This window comes from Bradyrhizobium sp. SPXBL-02, from assembly GCF_051853065.1.
Taxonomy (GTDB): domain Bacteria; phylum Pseudomonadota; class Alphaproteobacteria; order Rhizobiales; family Xanthobacteraceae; genus Bradyrhizobium.
This window is the reverse complement of sequence record NZ_CP182474.1, coordinates 7,219,505-7,239,088: the sequence shown is the minus strand read 5'-3', so window position 1 is coordinate 7,239,088 and position 19,584 is coordinate 7,219,505. Positions and strand designations below refer to the sequence as shown.

The following is a 19,584-nucleotide window of genomic DNA, read 5'->3' as shown; positions in this document are numbered from 1 at the left end:
ATGGCCGCGCTTCCTCAGGACGTTGTGGCGGATTTGCAGCAGGAGAACGCGCGGCTCCTGGCCGAATTGCGCGCCGCACAAGATCGCGAGACCGCCACCGCGGACATTCTCAAGATCATTGCCAGTTCGCCATCGGAGGTGAAACCGGTATTCGATGCGATCGCGAGGCGCGCAAATGCCTTGCTCGGCGGCTTTTCGACGACCGTATTCCGCTTCATCGACGGCAATGCCCACTTGGCGGCGTTCACGCCGACGAATCCTGCCGCCGATGAAGCTTTGAAGAAGATGTTTCCGCGTCCGATCGCCGATTTCGAGAGTTTTGCGAGGGCGGAGGCCGGTAAGGTGGTGCCGACCCCCGATACTGAAGCGCTGACGAACGACATCAAATTGATCGCGCGCGCCCGCGGCTTTCGCAGCATGTTGTTCGTTCCGCTCGCGACCGGCGGCACGGTGATCGGCATGATCAGCGTGACGCGAGCCGAGCCGGGGGCCTTCGCTCCGCATCATGTGCAGCTTCTGCAGACCTTCGCCGACCAGGCTGTCATCGCCATAGAGAACGCGCGGCTGTTCGACGAGGTGCAGGCGCGTACCGACGACTTGCGGGAATCGCTGCAGCAGCAGACCGCGACCGCCGATGTGTTGAAAGTCATCAGCCGCTCCGCGTTCGATCTGCAAACCGTTCTCGACACGCTGACGGAATCGGCGGCGTGGCTGTGTGGTGCCGACATGGCGGCAATCGTCCGGCACGATGGCGATGGTGGGTACTATCATGCAACTCGCTACAATTTCTCGCCCGAGTGGGCCAAGGCCTCGGCGGGCGTTCGGCTCAATGCGGGACGCGGTAGCCTCGTCGGGCGCGTCCTGCTGTGCGGCAAGGCTGTTCAGATCCCGGACGTCCTGGTCGATCCCGACTATGCCTATCCCGAGCAACAGAGGGCCGGCGGTTACCGCACCCTCCTGGGCGTACCCCTGCTCCGGTCCGGAGAAACGATCGGCGTGCTATTCCTGGGCCGCAAGACCGTGAACTCGTTCACGGACAAGCAGATCGACCTGGTCTCCACTTTCGCCGATCAGGCCGTGATCGCGATCGAGAATGTGCGGCTGTTCGATGAGGTCCAGGCGAAGACGCGCGACCTCGCCGAATCGCTCCAGCAGCAAACCGCGACTGCCGATGTGCTGAAGGTGATCAGCCGCTCGACCTTCGATCTGCAAACCGTCCTCGACACGCTGGTCGAGTCGGCGGCACGGCTGTGCGAAGCGGAGATGGCCTTCATCATGCGCCGCGAGGGCGATGAATATCAGGCCGGAGCAGCGGTCGGGTTTTCCGAGGACTACATCGCTTTTCTGCAGGCTCATCCGATCGCCCCCGGCCGGGGCACGGTCACGGGTCGAGCGGTCCTCGAACGCCGTCCGGTGCAGATCCTCGACGTCGCTGCCGATCCCGAATACGGCCTGCAGGCGTCGATCACGATGGCTGGTCAACGCACGGCGCTCGGTGTTCCACTCCTGCGCGAGAATGAGCCGATCGGCGCGATCGTGATCGCCCGCAAGCGCGTGCAGCCCTTCACAGAAAAACAGATCGAGCTCGTCGCCACGTTTGCCGACCAGGCGGTGATCGCCATCGAGAATGTCCGGCTGTTCGAACAATTGAAAACCAGGACGCGCGATCTGTCCGAGGCGCTGACGTACCAGACCGGCAGCGCCAATATCTTGCGGGTCATCGCTTCCTCCCCAACCGAAGTCGGTCCGGTGCTCAAGGCGATCGTGGAAAGCGCATGCGGGCTTTGCGAGGCATATGATGCACTGGTCATTCTGAGGGATGGCGACGATATCGTCATCCAGGCGCACCATGGCCCGGTTCCGGTGGTGTGGAGCCGACGACCGATCAGTGTCAAATCGCCGACCGGCTGGGCGATTATCGATCGTCGCACCGTTCAGGTGCACGACCTGCTCGGGCCCGAAGGGGAGCAATACCCGACGGGACGCGAATATGCGCTTCGCTCAAACGTTCGGACCGTTTTGAGTGTGCCGCTCTTGCGCGAAGGCGAGAGCATGGGGGCGATCGTGCTGCGTCGTACCGAGGTGCGCCCATTCGACGACAAGCAGATCACGCTGCTGCAGACCTTTGCCGATCAGGCTGTTATCGCCATCGGCAACGTGCGTCTGTTCGAGCAATTGAATGAATCGCTGGAGCGGCAGACGGCAACATCGGAGGTGCTGGAAATCATAAGCGCTTCATCGGGCGCACTCACTCCGGTCTTCCACAAGATGCTGGAGAATGCGACGCGAATTTGCGGCGCCGGTTTTGGCACCATGAATCTCTACGAGGAGGGCGGCTTTCGCACGGTCGCATTGCACAACGCGCCGCAAGCTTATGTCGATACCCGGCTCTACCAGCACATTCGCCCACATCCCGCGAGCGGGCTCGGCACCGTCGAGAAGACGCATCAGACGGTTCATATCGACGACATCAGGACGCAGCCGCCCTATGTCGAAGGCAACCCCAACGTTCGCGCGCTTGCCGACCTTGCCGGCGCAAGGACCCTCGTCATCGTGCCCATGCTCAAGGAAGATGAGCTGATTGGCACGATCACGATCTTCCGCCAGGAAGTCAAACCCTTCACGGACAAGCAGATCGAGCTCGTATCCAATTTCGCGCACCAGGGCGTGATCGCGATCGAAAATGCGCGCCTGCTGAATGAGTTGCGCGAGCGCACCATGGAATTGTCGCAATCGCTCGAGGAGTTGCGAAATGCGCAGGACCGGCTGATCCAGACCGAGAAGCTTGCCTCGCTCGGGCAACTCACGGCCGGCATTGCGCACGAGATCAAGAACCCGCTCAATTTCGTCAACAACTTTGCGGCGCTGTCCTCCGAACTCACCGACGAGCTCGGCGACGCGCTGCGCTCAGCCGGCCTGGGCGAGGCGGAAAGGCAGGACATCGACGCGGTGATACACATGCTGAGAGGTAACCTTAAAAAGATCGTGCAGCACGGAACGCGCGCCGATTCCATTGTCAAGAATATGCTTCTGCATTCCCGCGAAGGGTCTGGCGAACGCCGCGCGGCCGACATCAACGCCATCCTCGAAGAAAGCCTCAACCTCGCCTATCACGGAGCCCGCGCGGAAAGAGCCGGCTTCAACATCACGCTTGAAAGAAAGCTGGATCCGTCTGCGGGCGCGCTCGAGCTGTATCCGCAGGAGATAACGCGGGTGTTCCTCAATCTGGTTTCAAACGGTTTCTACGCGGCAAGCAAGCAAAAGGACGCCGCCGGTGACGGCTTCGAGCCGAGGCTGCGCGCGACGACCACAGACCTCGGCGGCGCCGTCGAAATCCGCATTCGCGACAATGGCACCGGCATCCCGGCCGATGTCAGACAGAAGATATTCAATCCGTTCTTCACGACCAAGCCCGCCGGCGAAGGAACTGGCCTCGGCCTTTCAATCTGCCACGACATCATTGTGAAGCAGCACGGCGGCAGCATCGAGGTCGATACCGAGCCGGGCAAATATACCGAGTTCATCATTACGCTGCCGCGCACGCGGGCGGCACCGTTGCAGACGGGAGGCAGAAGTTGAGCGTCTATATAATGGTCGTTGACGACGAGCCCGATGTCGAGGCCCTGTTCCGCCAGCAGTTTCGGCGCGATCTGCGCGCCGGTCGTTTTCTGATGGAGTTCGTATCCTCGGCACCCCTGGCATTGCAGCGCGCGGCCGAGATTGCGGATGCCACCCTGATTCTGATCCTGTCCGACATCAACATGCCCGGAATGAGCGGACTGGAGATGCTGCCTATCGTGCGCTCGGCCCGCCCCGATGTGCCTGTCATCATGATCACGGCCTACGGTGATGCCGAGACCAGGCGCAAGGCGCTGGAGAAGGGCGCCGCCGACCTATTGACCAAACCAATCGACTTCGCGGCGCTGCGCCAGGAGATCGATACGAGGCTTGAACGGGCCGCATGACGCAACCATTGTGACAAACTGAATCGCTCGCAAAGTGGAAACTTCGCAGACGCTACCCCAATTGAAAGCAGGCATCCTCCGTCAATGTTCGTCAGAAAAATCGGGGATTCAAAATGAAGACGCTCCTGGTCCCGCTTCAGAATATTCCGATGATGACAGCCACGCTCGCTGTGGCCTTGGATATCGCGCGACGTTCCGGCGCCTATATCGAAGGTTTTCCACTCCGGTTCGGCATCCCTCAATATGCGGCCGCCGAATTGGCCACCGGCATTCTCTTGGATTCGTATCAAGTGAAGAGCGAAGCCGAATTGAACGACATGCGCAACTTCTTCGAAGCATTCATGCTCAAGCATGTTGTTCCTCGAGCCACCGCAGGGTCGAACCCGCCGTGCTTCGGCTGGCTGGAGAACGCGCCTGAGGGCGAAGACTTTATCGGAAGTTATGGGCGCGCTTTCGATCTGATCGTGATGGCGCGGTCTGACGTTGATGCTGCGGGCCCTCACCGCCGCGCGATCGAATCCGCGCTGTTTGAGAGCGGCAGGCCCGTTCTGCTGGCGCCGTCGAATGCACCAAGAAGCGTCGCAACAAACATCATGATCCACTGGAACGGGAGTACCGAGCAAGCTCGGGCAAACGCATTTGCCATGCCGTTGCTTCGTCTGGCCGAAAGGGTATCGGTCCTAACGGTTGTCGGCGGCCAAGCGGTGCCGGGACCGTCTGCCGGTCAGATCGCTCGGCAACTCCAATACAATGGCATTGCGCCCAGCTTGATCAGCGTCGAGCTGGAGGGGCGCGAAACTGGTGAGGCGGTCCTCGATGCCGCCAGGGCACACGGTTGCGATCTATTGATCAAAGGAGCCTTCACCCGCACGCGGCTGCGGCAGATGATATTCGGTGGGGCGACCAGCTATATCATGGAGCACGCGGATATCCCCGTTCTCATGGCTCACTAGCGCGCAAAAGGCATGGTTCTTTCGTCGCTGGTGAGACAATCTATTGATTCACGGAGCGACAGGGCGTGGCTTTGGCTATCAACATTCGGTCCGACGATCCCTCGGCAAAGCAGATCGAAGCCTTGTGGGATGAAGTTGCCGCGTTTGAGAGCCAGCCTTCGATGAGGGCTCTCGCCTATCGGCCGCATTTTACATTCGCCATGTATGATACGCCTGAGATTACCGCGGAGATCGCGTGGGACACCATGCTCCGCGCGGTAGGAGGCGAAGGGCAACTACTCGTCGCGTTCAAGCGAATTCGTTGGTTCGCAGGTCCGCCGCTCGTGCTCTGGGCGGAGCCGGAATTCGATGAAACGCTCGTCAGGTGGCACGCTTCGATCAGCGCTGCGATCGATCCAGCCTTTTGTCGGCTGCACTATCGGCCGGGAAACTGGCGACCTCATTGCACGCTCGGCACACAAATCGCCGACGCAAAGCGTGATGACGCGATCGCTTTCGCGCAGTCATTCGACGGGAGCATCAGCGTGCTGTTCGACGTCGTGGATTGCGTTTCTTTTCCGCCCGTGCGGGTGGTTGCAGAACAAGGCTTGCCGCTTCGCACTTCGTGAGCCGACGTCCCGCCCATCGATGCATCCGGCCGCTCCAGCCGCGACGATTATCCGTAAGGCCTCTCCCGACGATGCCATCCTGCCCCTGTTTTGCCCGACAAGTCAAACGCGACTTCGGAAAAGGCGTAACCCCTTGATCCGGCTGATGCCGTCTACTGTGCATGGGGTTGTTTTCGAATTTTGACAGAGCGGAAGCAAGACCCGCAAGTCCGTCTACGCTCTTCGAGCTAGGCCGGACACGCTTCGCTAGTATTGGGCGTGGCTGCGCCACGCGAAGCCTTTGGCGAAGCGTGGTGGGCGCACAAGGGATCGAACCTTGGACCTCTCCCGTGTGAAGGGAACGCTCTCCCGCTGAGCTATGCGCCCGGGACCATCATGCAGGCGGCCGGACCTTTCGGCCGGCCGGCACATTGGAGCCCGCGATTTAGAAGTGCCGGCCGAAGGTGTCAAGTTTTCAGGCGTCGCGGGGGCGGAAAACCTTCGGCAAGTCGGCCCATTTGCTAGGGAAGCCGGATTTTGGCCGGTTACGCGCCCTGCTGGCGGGCGCGGGAGGCGTGGGCCTGGAGCGCGCGGATGCGCTCGGCGAGCGTTCCGCCGCCTTCGGGCAGGCGGGCAGCCGGAGCGCCGTTGGTCGCGGCGTCGTTGGCCGGGCGCGGCGCGGGCTTCGGCGGCTGGCCGGCCTCGGCCGCGAGCAGCGCCTCGATCGGCGAGTTCGGGCCTTCGAGCTGCATCGCGAGCTTGGCGACTTCGGCCGCGATGTCGTTGATGCGTTCGCGCAGCAGCGCGTTCTCCATCCGCTCCGTCGCCCAGGAACTCTCGGCCTGCTGCTGGATCGCGTTGATGTCGCGCTGGAGTTTCGCGCGCTCGTCGCGCGCGCTGCGCAGCTGCTCCTCCAGCGTGGCCTTTTCCGCACGCAGCTGCTCCATCGCAGCCGACGACTTGCCGCCGCTGAGGCCCGCGATCTCGACGCGCAGCTCCTTGATGGTGCGCTCGTTGGCCTCGTTGGCCTGGCGCAGCTGGTTGTTCTCGTAGTCGCGCTCGGCGAGCAGCTTGCCCTGCGTGGCAAGGCGTCCTTCGAGATCGGCGACGCGGCTCGATAGCATCTCGGCCTCCTTGACCTGCACGATGAGCTGGCGGTCGAGCTCGGTGACGCGCTGGCTCAGATTCTCGACGCGGCCGCGCGCCTCGTTGAGCTCGCGCGAGGCGGTCTCGGATTCGGTGCGCTCCTGTGCGAGACGCGCTTGCGTCGCGGCAAATTCCTTCTCGGCATCGCCGACGCGGTGCTTCAATTCCTCGATCTGCGTTCGCACCGCGACCAGCTCGACCTGGCGGCTCTCCGCCATCATCGAGCGGTCGGACAGTTCGGAGTTGATCTTGGCGAGCTCGGCCTGCTTGTCGGCCAGCGCGATCTCGGCCTGGCGCAAGGCTTCCGTCTTGGCGCTGAACTCCTCCTCGGTGGCGCGGAGCTGCTCCTTCACCGCCTTCTCGCGCGCCTCCAGCGCGAAGATCGTGGCGTTCTTCTCGCCGAGCTCGATCTTCATGCGGTTGATGGCGTCGCTCTTCTTGCCGAGCTCGGCCAGCTGGCTCGTGGTCTTGTTCTTGAGCTGCTCGACGCTCATCTCGAGCCGCCGGGCGGACATGGCGAACTCGGCGCGGAGCTGGTCCTTGTCGGCCTGGATTTCGGCCATCGACAGCGGGGTGGCGGCCTCTAACCGGCGCGTGGTCAGGCGCACCGCGCGGTTATGCACCAGCGGCACGATTGCGAGCCCGCACAGCATGGAGAGCAGGAAACCGATCGCCAGGTACATGATCGGTTCGACCATGGGCCAGAACTCCCAAGCTTAAGGAAAAATTCACCAACGACAATGCCATGGCGGGCCGGCAAAAAGCCAGCCCCGCGCTGTCGTTAACCTTGATCGGTGGGCAGTGGGGAGGGCGGGGGCCTAGAACGGGTTCCAGGTCGCGCGCGGGGTGTATTTGAGATAGCCGATATTGGCGCCCAGCCGCAGGCCGAGCCCCGAGCGGATCGGCACCAGCACGATGTTGTTGGCGGTGAGCGCCGTCATGCCGAAGCCGCCGATGATGTAGGCCGAGCCGTCGATGCCGCCGAAGCGCTGGTAGATCGCGTTGGTGGCGGGCAGGTTGTAGACCAGCGTCATGGTGCGGGCGCCGTCGCCGCCCCAGTCGAAGCCGAGCGAGGGGCCCTGCCAATAGACGCGCAAATCGCCGGCGTTCTTGGTGTAGAGCGTGCCTTCGCCGTAGCGCAGGCCGGCGACGAAGGCGCCGGAGCCTTCCTCACCCAGGATGTAGCCGTTCGGCAGGCCCCATTGGCTGACCGCCTTCTCGATGATCGAGGCGAGCCCGCGCGAGACGTTGCCGAAGAAGCGATGGCCGGCGGTGACGAGCTCGTCCGGCCCATAGGTGTTGGGCGTCGGGGTCCGTTGCGGCGGCGGCAGGTCAGGCGGCGGCGCCTGCTGGGCGGAGGCCGGCACGATCCAGCCGATCATCCCGGCAAGCGCGAGCGCAGCAAGGCGTGATGCGAAAGTCATAAAAGAACCCCTGGTACCGAATCCGGTCGCTTCCTTAACCTGACGCCAACAGGCACGGCTCTAGGTTGCGCCGGATGTCCCCTCGACTCGGATGTTATCCGCAGCAACTATGACGGCACAACGGCAGGAAGATAGCCCTTTGCGCCCCGGAATTGCCTTGATCGCCCGCCGCCTCTGCCTGCTTGCGGGCATTTGGATCGTCGGCGCGGGGGGGCCGGCAGGGGCCGCCACCACCGAGCGGATCGTCGTCAACCGCTTCACCGGCGTCGCCATCGAGGGTTTCGACCCCGTCGCCTATTTCGTCGCTGGCGCGGCCGTGCAGGGGACGGCGGAGTTCGAGGCGAACCTCTGGGGGGCCGTCTGGCGCTTCCGGAACGAGGGCAACCGCGCCTCTTTCCAGGCCCATCCCGAGATCTACGGACCGCAGTTCGGCGGCTATGATCCGGCCGATATCGCCCGCGGCGTCATCGTCGCCGGCAATCCGCATTTCTTCGCGATCGTGGCGCAGCGGCTCTATCTGTTCAGCCGGGAGGACAATCGCGACGCCTTCGTCGCCGATCCCGATCGCTTCCTCTATGAGGTGGGCAAGCGCTGGCCGGCCCTGCAGGAGAAGCTCGGGCAGTAAGCGAGCCCGGTCAGTAGCAGCCTACCGCCTGCGGGTCGCCCCAGGCGATGAATTCCGGGATGATGAAGCCGGTATCGCTGCGCTGGCCGAATCGGAGCTCGCCGCCCTTGCCATCGGTTACCTTGCCGCCGGCCGCGGTCACGACTGCGCAGCCGGCCCCGACGTCCCATTCCGAGGTCGGCCCGAAACGGGGATAGATGTCGGCGCTGCCTTCCGCGATCCGGCCGAATTTCACGGCCGAGCCGCACGTCATCCTGACCGCATTGGGCCTGTTGTCGATGAACGCCTCGCTTCTGGCATCGCCATGCGAACGGCTCACCGCCGCGATCCAGGGCTCCCCTCGCGTCGGCAGCTTGCGGGTGCGGATCGGCTCGGCGCCGGCGATCGTCGCGCCGTTGAACCTCACGCGTTCGGCGCCGTGGCCGACGATGCCGCGCCAGAGCAGGCCGAGCGCGGGGGCGGACACGATGCCGAGCAGCGGTACGCCTTCCGTCACCAATGCGAGATTGACCGTGAATTCGTCGCGGCCGGCGACGAACTCCTTGGTGCCGTCGAGCGGATCGATCAGGAAGAAGCTGCCCTGAAACGGCGGGGAGGCGAGCTGGGTCCGCTCCTCCGACAGCGTCGGAACATCGCCCGCGAGCTGCGCGAGACCGTCCGCGATGATGCGGTCGGCGGCAAGGTCAGCCTCGGTCACCGGCGAGCCATCCTGCTTGCCGTCGATCCGCATGGCAGCGCGGTTGACGGCGAGGATCGCCTCGCCCGCCTTCACCACCAGCGCGGTCAGCGGGTCCATCAGGCCAAAGGCGGCCGCTCCGTCAATGATCCGCTTCACCTGCATGCCTCATCTGTCGGCAAAATCGTTCCTCGTCCACTGATTCGCCCCGATCGATTCGCTTGGGCTTATGGCCGCCTCGAGCCGATCGCAAGCTAGCTGCCGCGGGGTTGCGAATGTTAGAACCCGCAGCATCCGTCAAGCATGCGTGATTCGCGGCGTCCAGCGCCGTGCAATTCCAGGAACCCTCCAGGACCCCATTATATGTCTGACGCTTCGTCGCCCGCGACCGCTACTGCTCCCGATATGCTCGAACTCGCCGCGCTGTTGTGCTCGCGGGTCTGCCACGATCTCATCAGCCCCGTGGGCGCCATCGTCAACGGGCTCGAAGTGCTCGACGACGATCCCAAGCCCGAGGACCGCGAGTTCGCGCTCGACCTGATTCGCAAGAGCGCCAAGACGGCCTCCGCCCGGCTCCAGTTCTGCCGTCTTGCCTTCGGTGCGGCCGGCTCCTCCGGCGCGCAGATCGATCTCGGCGATGCCCAGACCATGGCGAAAGGCCATATCGAGGACGGCAAGTGCTCGATCACCTGGAATCTGCCGCGGCTGCTGCTGCCGAAGAACCGCGTCAAGCTGCTGCTCAACATGCTGGTCGTCGCCCAGCACACGATCCCGCGCGGCGGCATGCTGACGGTCGATCCCGTCGGCGAGGGCGAGGCGATGAGCTTTCGCATCACCGCGACCGGACACAATGCGCGCCTGCCGCAGAACATCTCCGAGCTCCTGAGCGGCGAGCGCGGGCCGGCTGCGGATGCCCATGCGATCCAGCCTTATTATACGCGGCTGCTCGCGCAGGCCTGCGGGCTCACCGTGACGCTCAAGCCGGAAGGCGAAGCAATCATCGTTATCGCTTCGTAAACGCGAAGCGTCGCTCGCGAAGCGTTAATCCAATCTTTACGAGGCGCTTCGGCTTGTCCGGAGCGCCTTATCTCTTTGTTGGTTCCGTTCTTTTGCACATACTCAACCAATATTAAACGCTTTGCGGTGAAGCTGGCCCCATTCCGAAATGGCGCATCACGCCTCGTGCGCGCCCTTCCTGTATGAAGGCCTGTTTTCATGGATGATCTGTTGCGGGAGTTTCTGACGGAGACCAGCGAGAGCCTGGACACCGTGGACAATCAGCTGGTGAAGTTCGAGCAGGAGCCGAACAACGCCAAGATCCTGGATAACATCTTCCGCCTGGTCCACACCATCAAGGGCACCTGCGGCTTCCTGGGCCTGCCGCGGCTGGAAGCGTTGGCACATGCCGGCGAGACCCTGATGGGCAAATTCCGTGACGGCATGCCTGTCACCGCCGAGGCGGTGACGGTGATCCTGTCCTCGATCGACCGCATCAAGGAGATTTTGGCTGGCTTGGAGGCAACCGAGGCCGAGCCTGAAGGGAACGACCGCGATCTCATCGACAAGCTGGAGGCGATGGTCGAGCAGGGCATGGCCGCCATGTCAGGCTCGGCGCAGCCGATGCCGGCCGGCACCCCCGTTGCCGATGCGCCGCCGCTGGCGCCCGACGCCCCGGCCGCGGCGCCTGCCAAGGAGATGACCACGGGCTCGCTGGTCGAGCAGACCCTGGAGCGCCCGCTGCGTCCGGGCGAGGTTTCGCTCGACGAGCTCGAGCGCGCCTTCCGCGAGACCGCGATCGAAGCGCCGGTCGCCGCGCCCGTGGCCAAGACTGAGGTCAAGGCTGCACCTGCGCCGGCTGCCGAAGCCGCCGTTGCCAAGGAAGCCGCAAAGGCGCCCAAGGAGAAGGCCGCGAAGAAGTCGATGGCCGACGAGATGGCGGGCGAGGGCGACCGCATCGCCAACCAGTCGATCCGTGTCAACGTGGATACGCTGGAGCACCTGATGACCATGGTCTCCGAGCTGGTCCTGACCCGCAACCAGCTCCTGGAGATCTCCCGCCGCAACGAGGACACCGAGTTCAAGGTGCCCTTGCAGCGCCTCTCCAACGTCACCGCCGAGCTGCAGGAGGGCGTCATGAAGACGCGCATGCAGCCGATCGGCAATGCCTGGCAGAAGCTGCCCCGCATCGTCCGCGACCTCTCATCCGAACTCGGCAAGCAGATCGAGCTCGAGATGCACGGCGCCGACACCGAGCTCGACCGCCAGGTGCTCGATTTGATCAAGGACCCGCTCACCCACATGGTGCGCAACTCCGCCGATCATGGCCTCGAGACCCCCGCCGAGCGCCTCGCCAGCGGCAAGGGCGAGCAGGGCACCATCCGCCTCTCCGCCTATCACGAGGGCGGCCACATCATCATCTGCATCGCCGACAACGGCCGCGGCCTCAACACCGAGAAGATCAAGGCCAAGGCGCTTTCCTCAGGTCTCGTCTCCGAGGCCGAGCTGGAGAAGATGAGCGAAGCCCAGATCCACAAGTTCATCTTCGCGCCGGGCTTCTCCACCGCGGCCGCCATCACCTCGGTGTCGGGCCGCGGCGTCGGCATGGACGTGGTCCGCACCAATATCGACCAGATCGGCGGCACCATCGACATCAAGTCCGTGGCCGGTGAAGGAAGCTCCGTCACCATCAAGATCCCGCTGACGCTCGCCATCGTCTCGGCGCTGATCGTCGAAGCCGCCGGCGACCGCTTTGCGATTCCGCAGCTCTCGGTGGTCGAGCTGGTGCGGGCCCGCGCCAACTCCGAGCACCGCATCGAGCGCATCAAGGACACCGCGGTGCTGCGCCTGCGCAACAAGCTGCTGCCGCTGATCCACCTGAAGAAGCTGCTGAAGATCGACGACGGCGCCGCCAGCGATCCCGAGAACGGCTTCATCGTGGTCACCCAGGTCGGCAGCCAGACCTTTGGCATCGTCGTCGACGGCGTGTTCCACACCGAAGAGATCGTGGTCAAGCCGATGTCGACCAAGCTGCGTCACATCGACATGTTCTCCGGCAACACCATTCTGGGCGATGGCGCGGTGATCATGATCATCGATCCCAACGGCATTGCCAAAGCGCTCGGCGCCGCCGGCTCCTCGGCCCATGACATGGGCGACGAGAACGGCGCCCATCACATCGGCTCCGGCGAGCAGACCACCTCGCTCTTGGTGTTCCGCGCCGGCTCGTCGCAGCCCAAGGCGGTTCCGCTTGGCCTCGTCACGCGCCTGGAAGAGCTGCCCGCCGACAAGATCGAGTTCAGTAACGGCCGCTACATGGTGCAGTACCGCGAGCAGCTGATGCCGCTGGTCGCCATGGACGGCGTCACCATTGCCAGCCAGGGCGCCCAGCCGATCCTGGTGTTCGCCGACGACGGCCGCTCCATGGGCCTCGTCGTCGACGAGATCATCGACATCGTCGAGGAACGCCTCAACATCGAGGTCGGCGGCTCCTCCTCCGGCATTCTCGGCTCGGCCGTGATCAAGGGCCAGGCCACCGAGGTGATCGACGTCGGCCACTTCCTGCCGATGGCGTTCGCCGACTGGTTCACCCGCAAGGAGATGAAGCCGTCGCTGCACTCGCAGTCGGTGCTGCTGGTCGACGACTCGGCGTTCTTCCGCAACATGCTGGCGCCGGTGCTGAAGGCCGCCGGCTACCGCGTCCGCACCGCGCCGACCGCGCAGGAAGGCCTCGCCGCCCTGCGCGCCCAGAGTTTCGACGTGATCCTGACCGACATCGAGATGCCCGACATGAACGGGTTCGAGTTCGCCGAAGTCGTCCGCTCCGACAACAACCTCGCCGCGACGCCGATCATCGGCCTCTCGGCGCTGGTGTCGCCGGCGGCGATCGAGCGCGGCCGGCAGGCCGGCTTCCACGATTACGTCGCCAAGTTCGACCGTCCCGGTCTGATCGCGGCGCTGAAGGAGCAGACCGCGGGCGCCGCCGGCGCCTCCGAGCTGAGCCGGGCCGCGGCGTAAGCAGGACGGGGATCAGGAGACACCGAGATGAGCAAGAAGACCCAGTCCGCTGAAGGCGCCATGGTCGAGTACGTCACCGCGATGATCGGCGGCCAGCTGTTCGGCCTGCCGATCTCCCGCGTCCAGGACGTGTTCATGCCCGAGCGCGTCACCCGCGTGCCCCTGTCCTCGCGCGAGATCGCGGGCGTCCTCAATCTGCGCGGCCGCATCGTCACCGTGGTCGACATGCGTGCCCGCCTCGGCCTGCCCAAGGCCGAAGACGGCAAGGTGCCGATGGCGGTCGGCGTCGACCTCCGCGGCGAATCCTACGGCCTGCTCATCGACCAGATCGGCGAGGTGCTGCGCCTGCCCGAGGCCGGCATGGAGGAGAACCCCGTCAACCTCGACCCCCGCATGGCCAAGCTCGCCGGCGGCGTCCACCGCCTCGACGGCCAGCTCATGGTCGTGCTCGACGTCGACCGCGTCCTCGAGCTCGCGCCCGAGATGATGGCAGCCTGATACGGCGGCACTGCCGCCGGCGGGCTCGCAATTGGAAGTATCCCCGCAAAGGGGAGGAAGCAGAGGTTCACATGCGAACGTGTCTCGTCGTTGATGATTCCAGCGTCATCCGCAAGGTTGCGCGCCGGATCCTGGAGGGGCTCGACTTCCAGATCCTCGAAGCCGAGGACGGTGAGAAGGCGCTGGAGGCCTGCAAGCGCGGCCTGCCCGATGCGGTGCTGCTCGACTGGAACATGCCGGTCATGGATGGCTACGAGTTCCTCGGCCATCTCCGCCGCATGCCCGGCGGCGACCAGCCGAAGGTGGTGTTCTGCACCACCGAGAACGACGTCGCGCATATCGCGCGCGCGCTGCACGCCGGCGCCAACGAGTACATCATGAAGCCCTTCGACAAGGACATCGTGACGGCGAAATTCCAGGAAGTCGGCCTGATCTGAGCGACCGCCCGGAGGCTGAACGGATCCTTCGGCGCTTGTTTTCAACTGAACCCGTGTCAGTCTGAGTTGGTGAGTAATGAGTGTTGCGTTCGCAGGTAATTCGACCACGAGCCCGTCGCGCGAAGCCGGACCTTTGCGGGTAATGATCGTCGACGATTCCGTCGTCATCCGCGGTCTGATCTCGCGCTGGATCGGTGCCGAGCACGACATGGAGGTCGCGGCGTCGCTGCGCACCGGGCTCGAGGCGGTCAACCAGCTCGATCGCATCAATCCCGATGTTGCCGTGCTCGACATCGAAATGCCCGAGCTCGATGGCCTCTCGGCACTGCCGCAACTGCTCGCCAAGAAGCGCGATCTCGTCATCATCATGGCTTCGACGCTGACCCGCCGCAACGCGGAGATCAGCTTCAAGGCGTTGTCGCTCGGCGCGGCCGATTACATTCCCAAGCCGGAATCGACGCGTGAGGCGTCGGCCGCAGACATTTTCCATCACGACCTGATCCAGAAGATCCGCCATCTCGGCGCGCGGCTGCGTCGCAAGTCTGCGGTTGCGAGCCCGCCGCTGGCGCCCGCGAGCCCGGCTCCCGTTGTCCGCGGTCCTGTTGCGCGGCCTGCCGCGCCTGCGCCCGCTCCGGCCGTGCATGCCCCGTCGTTAGGATCGCTAGCGACACGTCCGTTCTCGACCCAGGCGCCGAAGGTGCTGCTGATCGGCTCCTCGACCGGCGGTCCTCAGGCGCTGATGGCGCTCGTCACCGAGCTCGGCCCCGTGATCGATCGCTTCCCGGTGCTGATCACCCAGCACATGCCACCGACCTTCACCACCATCCTCGCCGAGCATCTGGGGCGCACGAGCCGCCGGCCGGCGGCCGAGGCGGTCGACGGTGAGCCGGTGAAGCCGGGACGGATTTACCTTGCTCCGGGCGGCAAGCACATGCGTGTCGCGCGCAGCGGCGCTGACCCGGTGATCGCGCTCGACGACGGCCCCGCCGTGAATTTCTGCAAGCCTGCGGTCGATCCGCTCTTCACCTCCGCCATCGACGTCTGGCACGGCAACATCCTCTCCGTGATCCTGACCGGCATGGGCTCGGACGGGATGCGCGGCGGCAAGGACATCGTCGCGGCCGGCGGCAGCGTGATCGCGCAGGACGAAGCCTCCAGCGTGGTCTGGGGCATGCCGGGCGCGGCGGCCAATGCCGGCATCTGCGCGGCGATCCTGCCGCTCAACCAGATCGGCGCCAAGGTCAACCGCCTGTTCGCGGGAGACCGCTCGTGACACCCGCAGATTACGACTATCTGCGCAAGTTCCTGAAAGAGCGCTCCGGTCTCGATCTCTCCGCCGACAAGCAATATCTGGTCGAGAGCCGGCTGCTGCCGCTCGCCCGCAAGGCAAGCCTTCCCGGCATCCCCGATCTCGTTCTGAAGATCAGGAACGGCGACGGCCGGCTTGCGACCGACGTGGTCGAGGCGATGACCACCAACGAGACCTTCTTCTACCGCGACAAGATCCCGTTCGATCATTTGCGCGACACCATCCTGCCGGGCCTGATCCAGGCGCGCGCGGCGCGCAAGTCGCTTCGCATCTGGTCAGCGGCCTCCTCGACCGGGCAGGAGCCCTATTCGATCGCGATGTGCATGAAGGAGATGGGCGCTGCTCTCGCCGGCTGGCGCGTCGAGATCGTTGCCACCGACCTGTCGCAGGAGGTGCTGGAGAAATCCAAGGCCGGCGTGTACAGCCAGTTCGAGGTACAGCGCGGCCTGCCGATCCAGCATCTGGTGAAATACTTCACGCAAGTGGGCGAGCTCTGGCAGCTCAACGCCGACATTCGTGCCATGGTGCAGTTCCGCCAGCTCAATCTGCTGCAGGACTTCTCCCATCTCGGCACCTTCGACGTGATCTTCTGCCGCAACGTGCTGATCTATTTCGACCAGGACACCAAGGCGGTGATTTTCGAGCGCATGGCGAAGGCGATGGAGGCGGACGGCACGTTGCTGCTTGGCGCCGCCGAATCCGTCGTCGGCATCACCGACGCGTTCCGCCCGGTCGCCGATCGCCGCGGTCTCTATCAGCTCAACCCCGCGCGTTCCGGCCGTCCGATGGGCGGATTGATGCCGCAGCCGCTGAAGCTCGCCGCGGCGAGGTGAGATGCTTCTCGTCATTCGGGGCCGCGCGTAAGCGCGGAGCCCGGAATCCATAATCACAGGACATCGAGATAGGCAGGCGGTTGGATGTGGGCCATTCCATCCGCCTGGGGTTATGGATTCCGGGCTCGCGACTGCGTCGCGCCCCGGAATGACATTACAAAATTGCATGCGGCAAAAACCGCGAGCGGTTGCCTGTGATCGGGCTCTCGTCCTCGCGGATCGACAGGCCGCAGGGCTCGTGGTTCACCAGCCAGCTTCCGATCACCGGATAAAAGCCCGAAAAGTTCGGCAGCGGTGACAATGCCTGGCGCACGAAACCTTCGGCGCCGTAGGGCCCTGCCTGCTCGTCGAGCTGCATGCCGCCGGACACCAGCGTGACATTGGCGCCTTCGCGCGACAGCAGCGGCTTGCGCACATAGGACGAGCCGAGCTCAGCGGCGCGCGGATCGTCCTCGAAGAAGGCCGGCAGCAAATTGGGATGATTCGGAAACATCTCCCAGAGCAGCGGCAAGATGCCCTTGTTGGAGAGCACCGCCTTCCACGGCGGCTCGATCCAGCGCGTCGGCGCATCCTTCAGCTTGGCGCCGAAGGCGTCCTGGAGCATCCATTCCCAGGGGTAGAGCTTGAAGGCGAGCGCGATATCGTTCTCGTCAACATCGACGAAGCCGCCGGTCTCGTCGCGCCAGCCGACCTGTTCGATGTCGAGCAGCGTCGTCGAGAGTCCGGCCTGGCGCGCGGTGTCTTCGAGATAAGCGAGCGTGCCGGCGTCTTCCTCGTTGCCGGTGATCCCGGTAAGATGGACGGGACGACCGCCAGCGATTTCCTTCCAAGCTGCGATCAGCCGCTCATGGATGGAGTTGAACTGGTCGGCGCGCGAGGGGATGACGCGGCGTTCGATCGCCTGTTCGAGCCAGGTCCATTGGAACACCGCGGCCTCGAAGATCGAGGTCGGCGTATCCGCGTTGTATTCGAGCAGCTTCGCCGGCGACTTGCCGTCGAACCTCAGATCGAGCCGGCCGTAGAGGCTGCGGTCGTCGCGCTTCCAGCTCTCGGCGATCAGGCTCCAGAACGCTTCCGGAATCTTCAAGCGCTGCAAGAAGCGCTCGTCGCCGATGACGCGGCCGGCAAGATCGAGGCACATCGCGTCGATCTCGCCGGTCGGCGTCTCGATGCCGCGCTCGATCTCGTCCAGCGTGAAGCCGTAATAGGCGCGCTCGTCCCAATAGCGCTCGCCGTCGATGGTGTGGAAGACGAAGCCGCATTGCGCCGCGGTCTCTCGCCAGTCGTCGCGCTCCAAGCAAGTGATGCGTTGCATGGTCAACCCCCGCCGGAGAAGCCATGGCCGAACGAGCCGAAGCCGCCACGGCTCACGCTGCTGTGGCCGGAATCCGACGACGTGCCCGACGAGGAATGGCTCGATGAATCGCTCTCGAAGAAGCTCGATCGCGACGACCAGCGCGAGCTGCTGCCGCCCGACGAACTGCTGCTGCTGCTGGTGGTGCAAGTCGTGGTCGTCTGCCCCGGCACGGCGCTGGGGGAGGGCTCGCAGGTCTGCCGCGGCATCAAGGTGTAGGCGGTGGTGCCGACGGCGATCGTACCCATCACCAGCAGCGCGACGTGGCCGGAGCGCTTCATCGGCGGCCGCGAGAGCGGCGGCTCGGCCACCGGCCGGCGCTTGCCGAACTCGTTCTTGGCGGGTTTGTCGGCCATGTCAGTAGATCATGCTGGCGGCGTTGAGCAGCCCCGCGGCGAGCGAGGACAGGCCGAGCCAGATCGCCGGGGCAAGCTCGCCGGCGGAGATCCGCTCCGAGAGGTTGGGGACCGGGACCTTGATGAGGAAGAACACGATGACCTGCACGATCAGCGCGATCGTCGCCCAGATCAGGCAGTCCAGCACGTTCGCCGAATGCGCGATGGCGCTGACCAGCGGCGCCACGAAGCCGAGCAGGCTCAGCCCGAGCGCGATCGCCGCGGCCGGCTCGTTGTCGCGGATGAGCTGGAACTCGTTATGGGCCGTGATGCGGGTATAGACGAACAGATAGGCCACGATCGCGATCAGCCCGGTGCAGAAATAGACCAGGAAGGCGGGCAGGCCGGCGAGTGATTGCAGGATCATCGTTCCCCCATCGTGCAGCGACCATTCGTCGGCAGGGGAAGGCTAGTGGTTCAAACGTTAAGCTTCGGATGAAGCCTCACCCCAAAAAACGAAAACCCCGCCATTTGCGGCGGGGTCCAGGCTGGGAGGAGCGAGCCTGACTGGGCTCGCGAAACCCCTAAGATCAGGCGGGGATGCGCTCGTCGGCCTCGTGCGGCTCGCGCAGCACGTAGCCGCGGCCCCAGACGGTCTCGATGAAGTTGCGGCCCTCGGAGGCGTTGGCGAGCTTCTTGCGGAGCTTGCAGATGAAGACGTCGATGATCTTCAGCTCGGGCTCGTCCATGCCGCCATAGAGATGGTTGAGGAACATTTCCTTGGTGAGGGTCGTGCCCTTGCGCAAGCTGAGCAGCTCCAGCATCTGATATTCCTTGCCGGTCAGATGCACGCGCTGGCCGCCGACTTCCACCGTCTTGGTGTCGAGGTTGACGACGAGGTCGCCGGTCTGGATGACCGACTGGGCATGGCCCTTGGAGCGGCGCACGATCGCGTGGATGCGGGCCACCAGCTCGTCCTTGTGGAAGGGCTTGGTCATGTAGTCGTCGGCGCCGACGCCGAGACCCTTGACCTTGTCCTCGATGCCGGCGAGGCCGGAGAGGATCAGAATCGGTGTCTTGATCTTGGAGACCCGGAGCTGCTTGAGCACGTCGTAGCCGGACATGTCGGGCAGGTTGAGGTCGAGGAGAATAATGTCGTAATCGTATAGTTTACCGAGATCGACGCCTTCTTCCCCCAAATCGGTCGTGTAGACGTTGAAGCTCTCCGACTTCAGCATCAGCTCGATCGACTGCGCGACGGCGCTGTCATCTTCAATCAGCAAAACGCGCATGCCAGTTCCCCATAGTCGCCGCTCCTGGGCGTCAGGTCGGCCGCATTCGCGGCACTCAACAAAACGCCTTTGAACAACTGATTCGGATCCTGACAACAGATGGTTAACAAAGTCTGATTCTGGAACGCAAGTCCCC

General features: G+C 64.3%; 18 protein-coding genes and 1 tRNA gene. 11 read left to right on the top strand and 8 right to left on the bottom strand.

The window, feature by feature from the left end; translation table 11 throughout:
• The 4 genes from ACNJYD_RS33560 to ACNJYD_RS33545 all read left to right on the top strand — a co-directional run bounded on the left by ACNJYD_RS33560 (nt 1) and on the right by ACNJYD_RS33545 (nt 5,526).
• Entirely contained in the window at nt 1-3,579 is a 3,579-nt protein-coding gene (locus ACNJYD_RS33560) for a GAF domain-containing protein (RefSeq protein ID WP_439364552.1), read from the top strand.
• Nucleotides 3,576-3,965 (top strand): response regulator, encoded by a 390-nt coding sequence (locus ACNJYD_RS33555; RefSeq protein ID WP_172788394.1) that lies wholly within the window; start codon nt 3,576-3,578, stop codon nt 3,963-3,965. Before ACNJYD_RS33560 ends, ACNJYD_RS33555 begins: the two co-directional genes overlap by 4 nt.
• Before the next feature lie 113 nt (nt 3,966-4,078).
• Nucleotides 4,079-4,918 carry a universal stress protein gene (locus ACNJYD_RS33550; protein ID WP_439364551.1) on the top strand — a complete coding sequence of 280 codons (840 nt, stop codon included), beginning with the start codon at nt 4,079-4,081 and terminating at the stop codon, nt 4,916-4,918.
• 65 nt (nt 4,919-4,983) lie between these two features.
• Nucleotides 4,984-5,526 (top strand): 2'-5' RNA ligase family protein, encoded by a 543-nt coding sequence (locus ACNJYD_RS33545; RefSeq protein ID WP_439364550.1) that lies wholly within the window; start codon nt 4,984-4,986, stop codon nt 5,524-5,526.
• A gap of 291 nt (nt 5,527-5,817) precedes the next feature.
• Here ACNJYD_RS33545 and ACNJYD_RS33540 read toward each other — a convergent pair.
• The 3 genes from ACNJYD_RS33540 to ACNJYD_RS33530 form a co-directional block, all read right to left on the bottom strand.
• Nucleotides 5,818-5,892 (bottom strand) — tRNA-Val (locus tag ACNJYD_RS33540).
• 158 nt (nt 5,893-6,050) lie between these two features.
• Nucleotides 6,051-7,349, bottom strand: coding sequence for a hypothetical protein (locus tag ACNJYD_RS33535; protein WP_172788391.1), 1,299 nt, complete (start codon nt 7,347-7,349; stop codon nt 6,051-6,053).
• 120 nt (nt 7,350-7,469) lie between these two features.
• Nucleotides 7,470-8,075 (bottom strand): DUF1134 domain-containing protein, encoded by a 606-nt coding sequence (locus ACNJYD_RS33530; protein ID WP_172788390.1) that lies wholly within the window; start codon nt 8,073-8,075, stop codon nt 7,470-7,472.
• Between the two features lie 139 nt (nt 8,076-8,214).
• Between ACNJYD_RS33530 and ACNJYD_RS33525 the strand changes: the two genes are divergently transcribed.
• Nucleotides 8,215-8,700 carry a YHS domain-containing (seleno)protein gene (locus ACNJYD_RS33525; protein WP_172788389.1) on the top strand — a complete coding sequence of 162 codons (486 nt, stop codon included), beginning with the start codon at nt 8,215-8,217 and terminating at the stop codon, nt 8,698-8,700.
• Between the two features lie 10 nt (nt 8,701-8,710).
• Here ACNJYD_RS33525 and ACNJYD_RS33520 read toward each other — a convergent pair whose 3' ends face one another.
• Nucleotides 8,711-9,541, bottom strand: a complete 831-nt coding sequence (locus ACNJYD_RS33520; RefSeq protein WP_439364549.1) for a 3'(2'),5'-bisphosphate nucleotidase CysQ family protein — start codon at nt 9,539-9,541, stop codon at nt 8,711-8,713.
• A gap of 198 nt (nt 9,542-9,739) precedes the next feature.
• Here ACNJYD_RS33520 and chpT point away from each other — a divergent pair, with 198 nt between their 5' ends.
• The 6 genes from chpT (at nt 9,740) to ACNJYD_RS33490 (ending at nt 16,467) form a co-directional block, all read left to right on the top strand.
• Nucleotides 9,740-10,393 (top strand): histidine phosphotransferase ChpT, encoded by a 654-nt coding sequence (gene chpT, locus ACNJYD_RS33515; protein ID WP_172788387.1) that lies wholly within the window; start codon nt 9,740-9,742, stop codon nt 10,391-10,393.
• 198 nt (nt 10,394-10,591) lie between these two features.
• Complete coding sequence (locus tag ACNJYD_RS33510) at nt 10,592-13,390, top strand: hybrid sensor histidine kinase/response regulator (RefSeq protein ID WP_172789752.1); 2,799 nt, start codon at nt 10,592-10,594, stop codon at nt 13,388-13,390.
• Between the two features lie 27 nt (nt 13,391-13,417).
• Entirely contained in the window at nt 13,418-13,888 is a 471-nt protein-coding gene (locus tag ACNJYD_RS33505) for a chemotaxis protein CheW (protein WP_260382291.1), read from the top strand.
• A gap of 71 nt (nt 13,889-13,959) precedes the next feature.
• Complete coding sequence (locus ACNJYD_RS33500; protein WP_007600538.1) at nt 13,960-14,325, top strand: response regulator; 366 nt, start codon at nt 13,960-13,962, stop codon at nt 14,323-14,325.
• Nucleotides 14,326-14,401: 76 nt separating this feature from the next.
• Nucleotides 14,402-15,598, top strand: coding sequence for a protein-glutamate methylesterase/protein-glutamine glutaminase (locus ACNJYD_RS33495; RefSeq protein ID WP_439364547.1), 1,197 nt, complete (start codon nt 14,402-14,404; stop codon nt 15,596-15,598).
• Entirely contained in the window at nt 15,595-16,467 is an 873-nt protein-coding gene (locus ACNJYD_RS33490) for a CheR family methyltransferase (protein WP_172789633.1), read from the top strand. The genes ACNJYD_RS33495 and ACNJYD_RS33490 overlap by 4 nt, the downstream gene beginning before the upstream one ends.
• A gap of 154 nt (nt 16,468-16,621) precedes the next feature.
• On the opposite strand, the gene ACNJYD_RS33485 is transcribed toward ACNJYD_RS33490, so the two are convergent.
• The 4 genes from ACNJYD_RS33485 to ctrA form a co-directional block, all read right to left on the bottom strand.
• Entirely contained in the window at nt 16,622-17,782 is a 1,161-nt protein-coding gene (locus ACNJYD_RS33485; protein WP_439364546.1) for a glutathionylspermidine synthase family protein, read from the bottom strand.
• A gap of 2 nt (nt 17,783-17,784) precedes the next feature.
• Complete coding sequence (locus ACNJYD_RS33480; protein WP_439364545.1) at nt 17,785-18,177, bottom strand: hypothetical protein; 393 nt, start codon at nt 18,175-18,177, stop codon at nt 17,785-17,787.
• Between the two features lies 1 nt (nt 18,178).
• Nucleotides 18,179-18,583 (bottom strand): DUF350 domain-containing protein, encoded by a 405-nt coding sequence (locus tag ACNJYD_RS33475; RefSeq protein WP_172789636.1) that lies wholly within the window; start codon nt 18,581-18,583, stop codon nt 18,179-18,181.
• A 163-nt stretch (nt 18,584-18,746) separates the two neighbouring features.
• The gene (gene ctrA / locus ACNJYD_RS33470) at nt 18,747-19,448 is read right to left on the bottom strand and encodes a response regulator transcription factor CtrA (protein WP_016848562.1); all 702 of its coding nucleotides are present in this window, start codon (nt 19,446-19,448) and stop codon (nt 18,747-18,749) included.
• Between the last annotated feature and the right edge of the window lie 136 nt (nt 19,449-19,584).

Coding starts and splice junctions, on each gene's coding strand:
- ACNJYD_RS33560 (WP_439364552.1), top strand. CDS start 1: ATGGCCGCGCTTCCTCAGGACGTTGTGGCGGATTTGCAGCAGGAGAAC.
- ACNJYD_RS33550 (WP_439364551.1), top strand. CDS start 4,079: ATGAAGACGCTCCTGGTCCCGCTTCAGAATATTCCGATGATGACAGCC.
- ACNJYD_RS33535 (WP_172788391.1), bottom strand. CDS start 7,349: ATGGTCGAACCGATCATGTACCTGGCGATCGGTTTCCTGCTCTCCATG.
- ACNJYD_RS33530 (WP_172788390.1), bottom strand. CDS start 8,075: ATGACTTTCGCATCACGCCTTGCTGCGCTCGCGCTTGCCGGGATGATC.
- ACNJYD_RS33520 (WP_439364549.1), bottom strand. CDS start 9,541: ATGCAGGTGAAGCGGATCATTGACGGAGCGGCCGCCTTTGGCCTGATG.
- chpT (WP_172788387.1), top strand. CDS start 9,740: ATGTCTGACGCTTCGTCGCCCGCGACCGCTACTGCTCCCGATATGCTC.
- ACNJYD_RS33510 (WP_172789752.1), top strand. CDS start 10,592: ATGGATGATCTGTTGCGGGAGTTTCTGACGGAGACCAGCGAGAGCCTG.
- ACNJYD_RS33505 (WP_260382291.1), top strand. CDS start 13,418: ATGAGCAAGAAGACCCAGTCCGCTGAAGGCGCCATGGTCGAGTACGTC.
- ACNJYD_RS33500 (WP_007600538.1), top strand. CDS start 13,960: ATGCGAACGTGTCTCGTCGTTGATGATTCCAGCGTCATCCGCAAGGTT.
- ACNJYD_RS33495 (WP_439364547.1), top strand. CDS start 14,402: ATGAGTGTTGCGTTCGCAGGTAATTCGACCACGAGCCCGTCGCGCGAA.
- ACNJYD_RS33485 (WP_439364546.1), bottom strand. CDS start 17,782: ATGCAACGCATCACTTGCTTGGAGCGCGACGACTGGCGAGAGACCGCG.
- ACNJYD_RS33480 (WP_439364545.1), bottom strand. CDS start 18,177: ATGGCCGACAAACCCGCCAAGAACGAGTTCGGCAAGCGCCGGCCGGTG.
- ACNJYD_RS33475 (WP_172789636.1), bottom strand. CDS start 18,583: ATGATCCTGCAATCACTCGCCGGCCTGCCCGCCTTCCTGGTCTATTTC.
- ctrA (WP_016848562.1), bottom strand. CDS start 19,448: ATGCGCGTTTTGCTGATTGAAGATGACAGCGCCGTCGCGCAGTCGATC.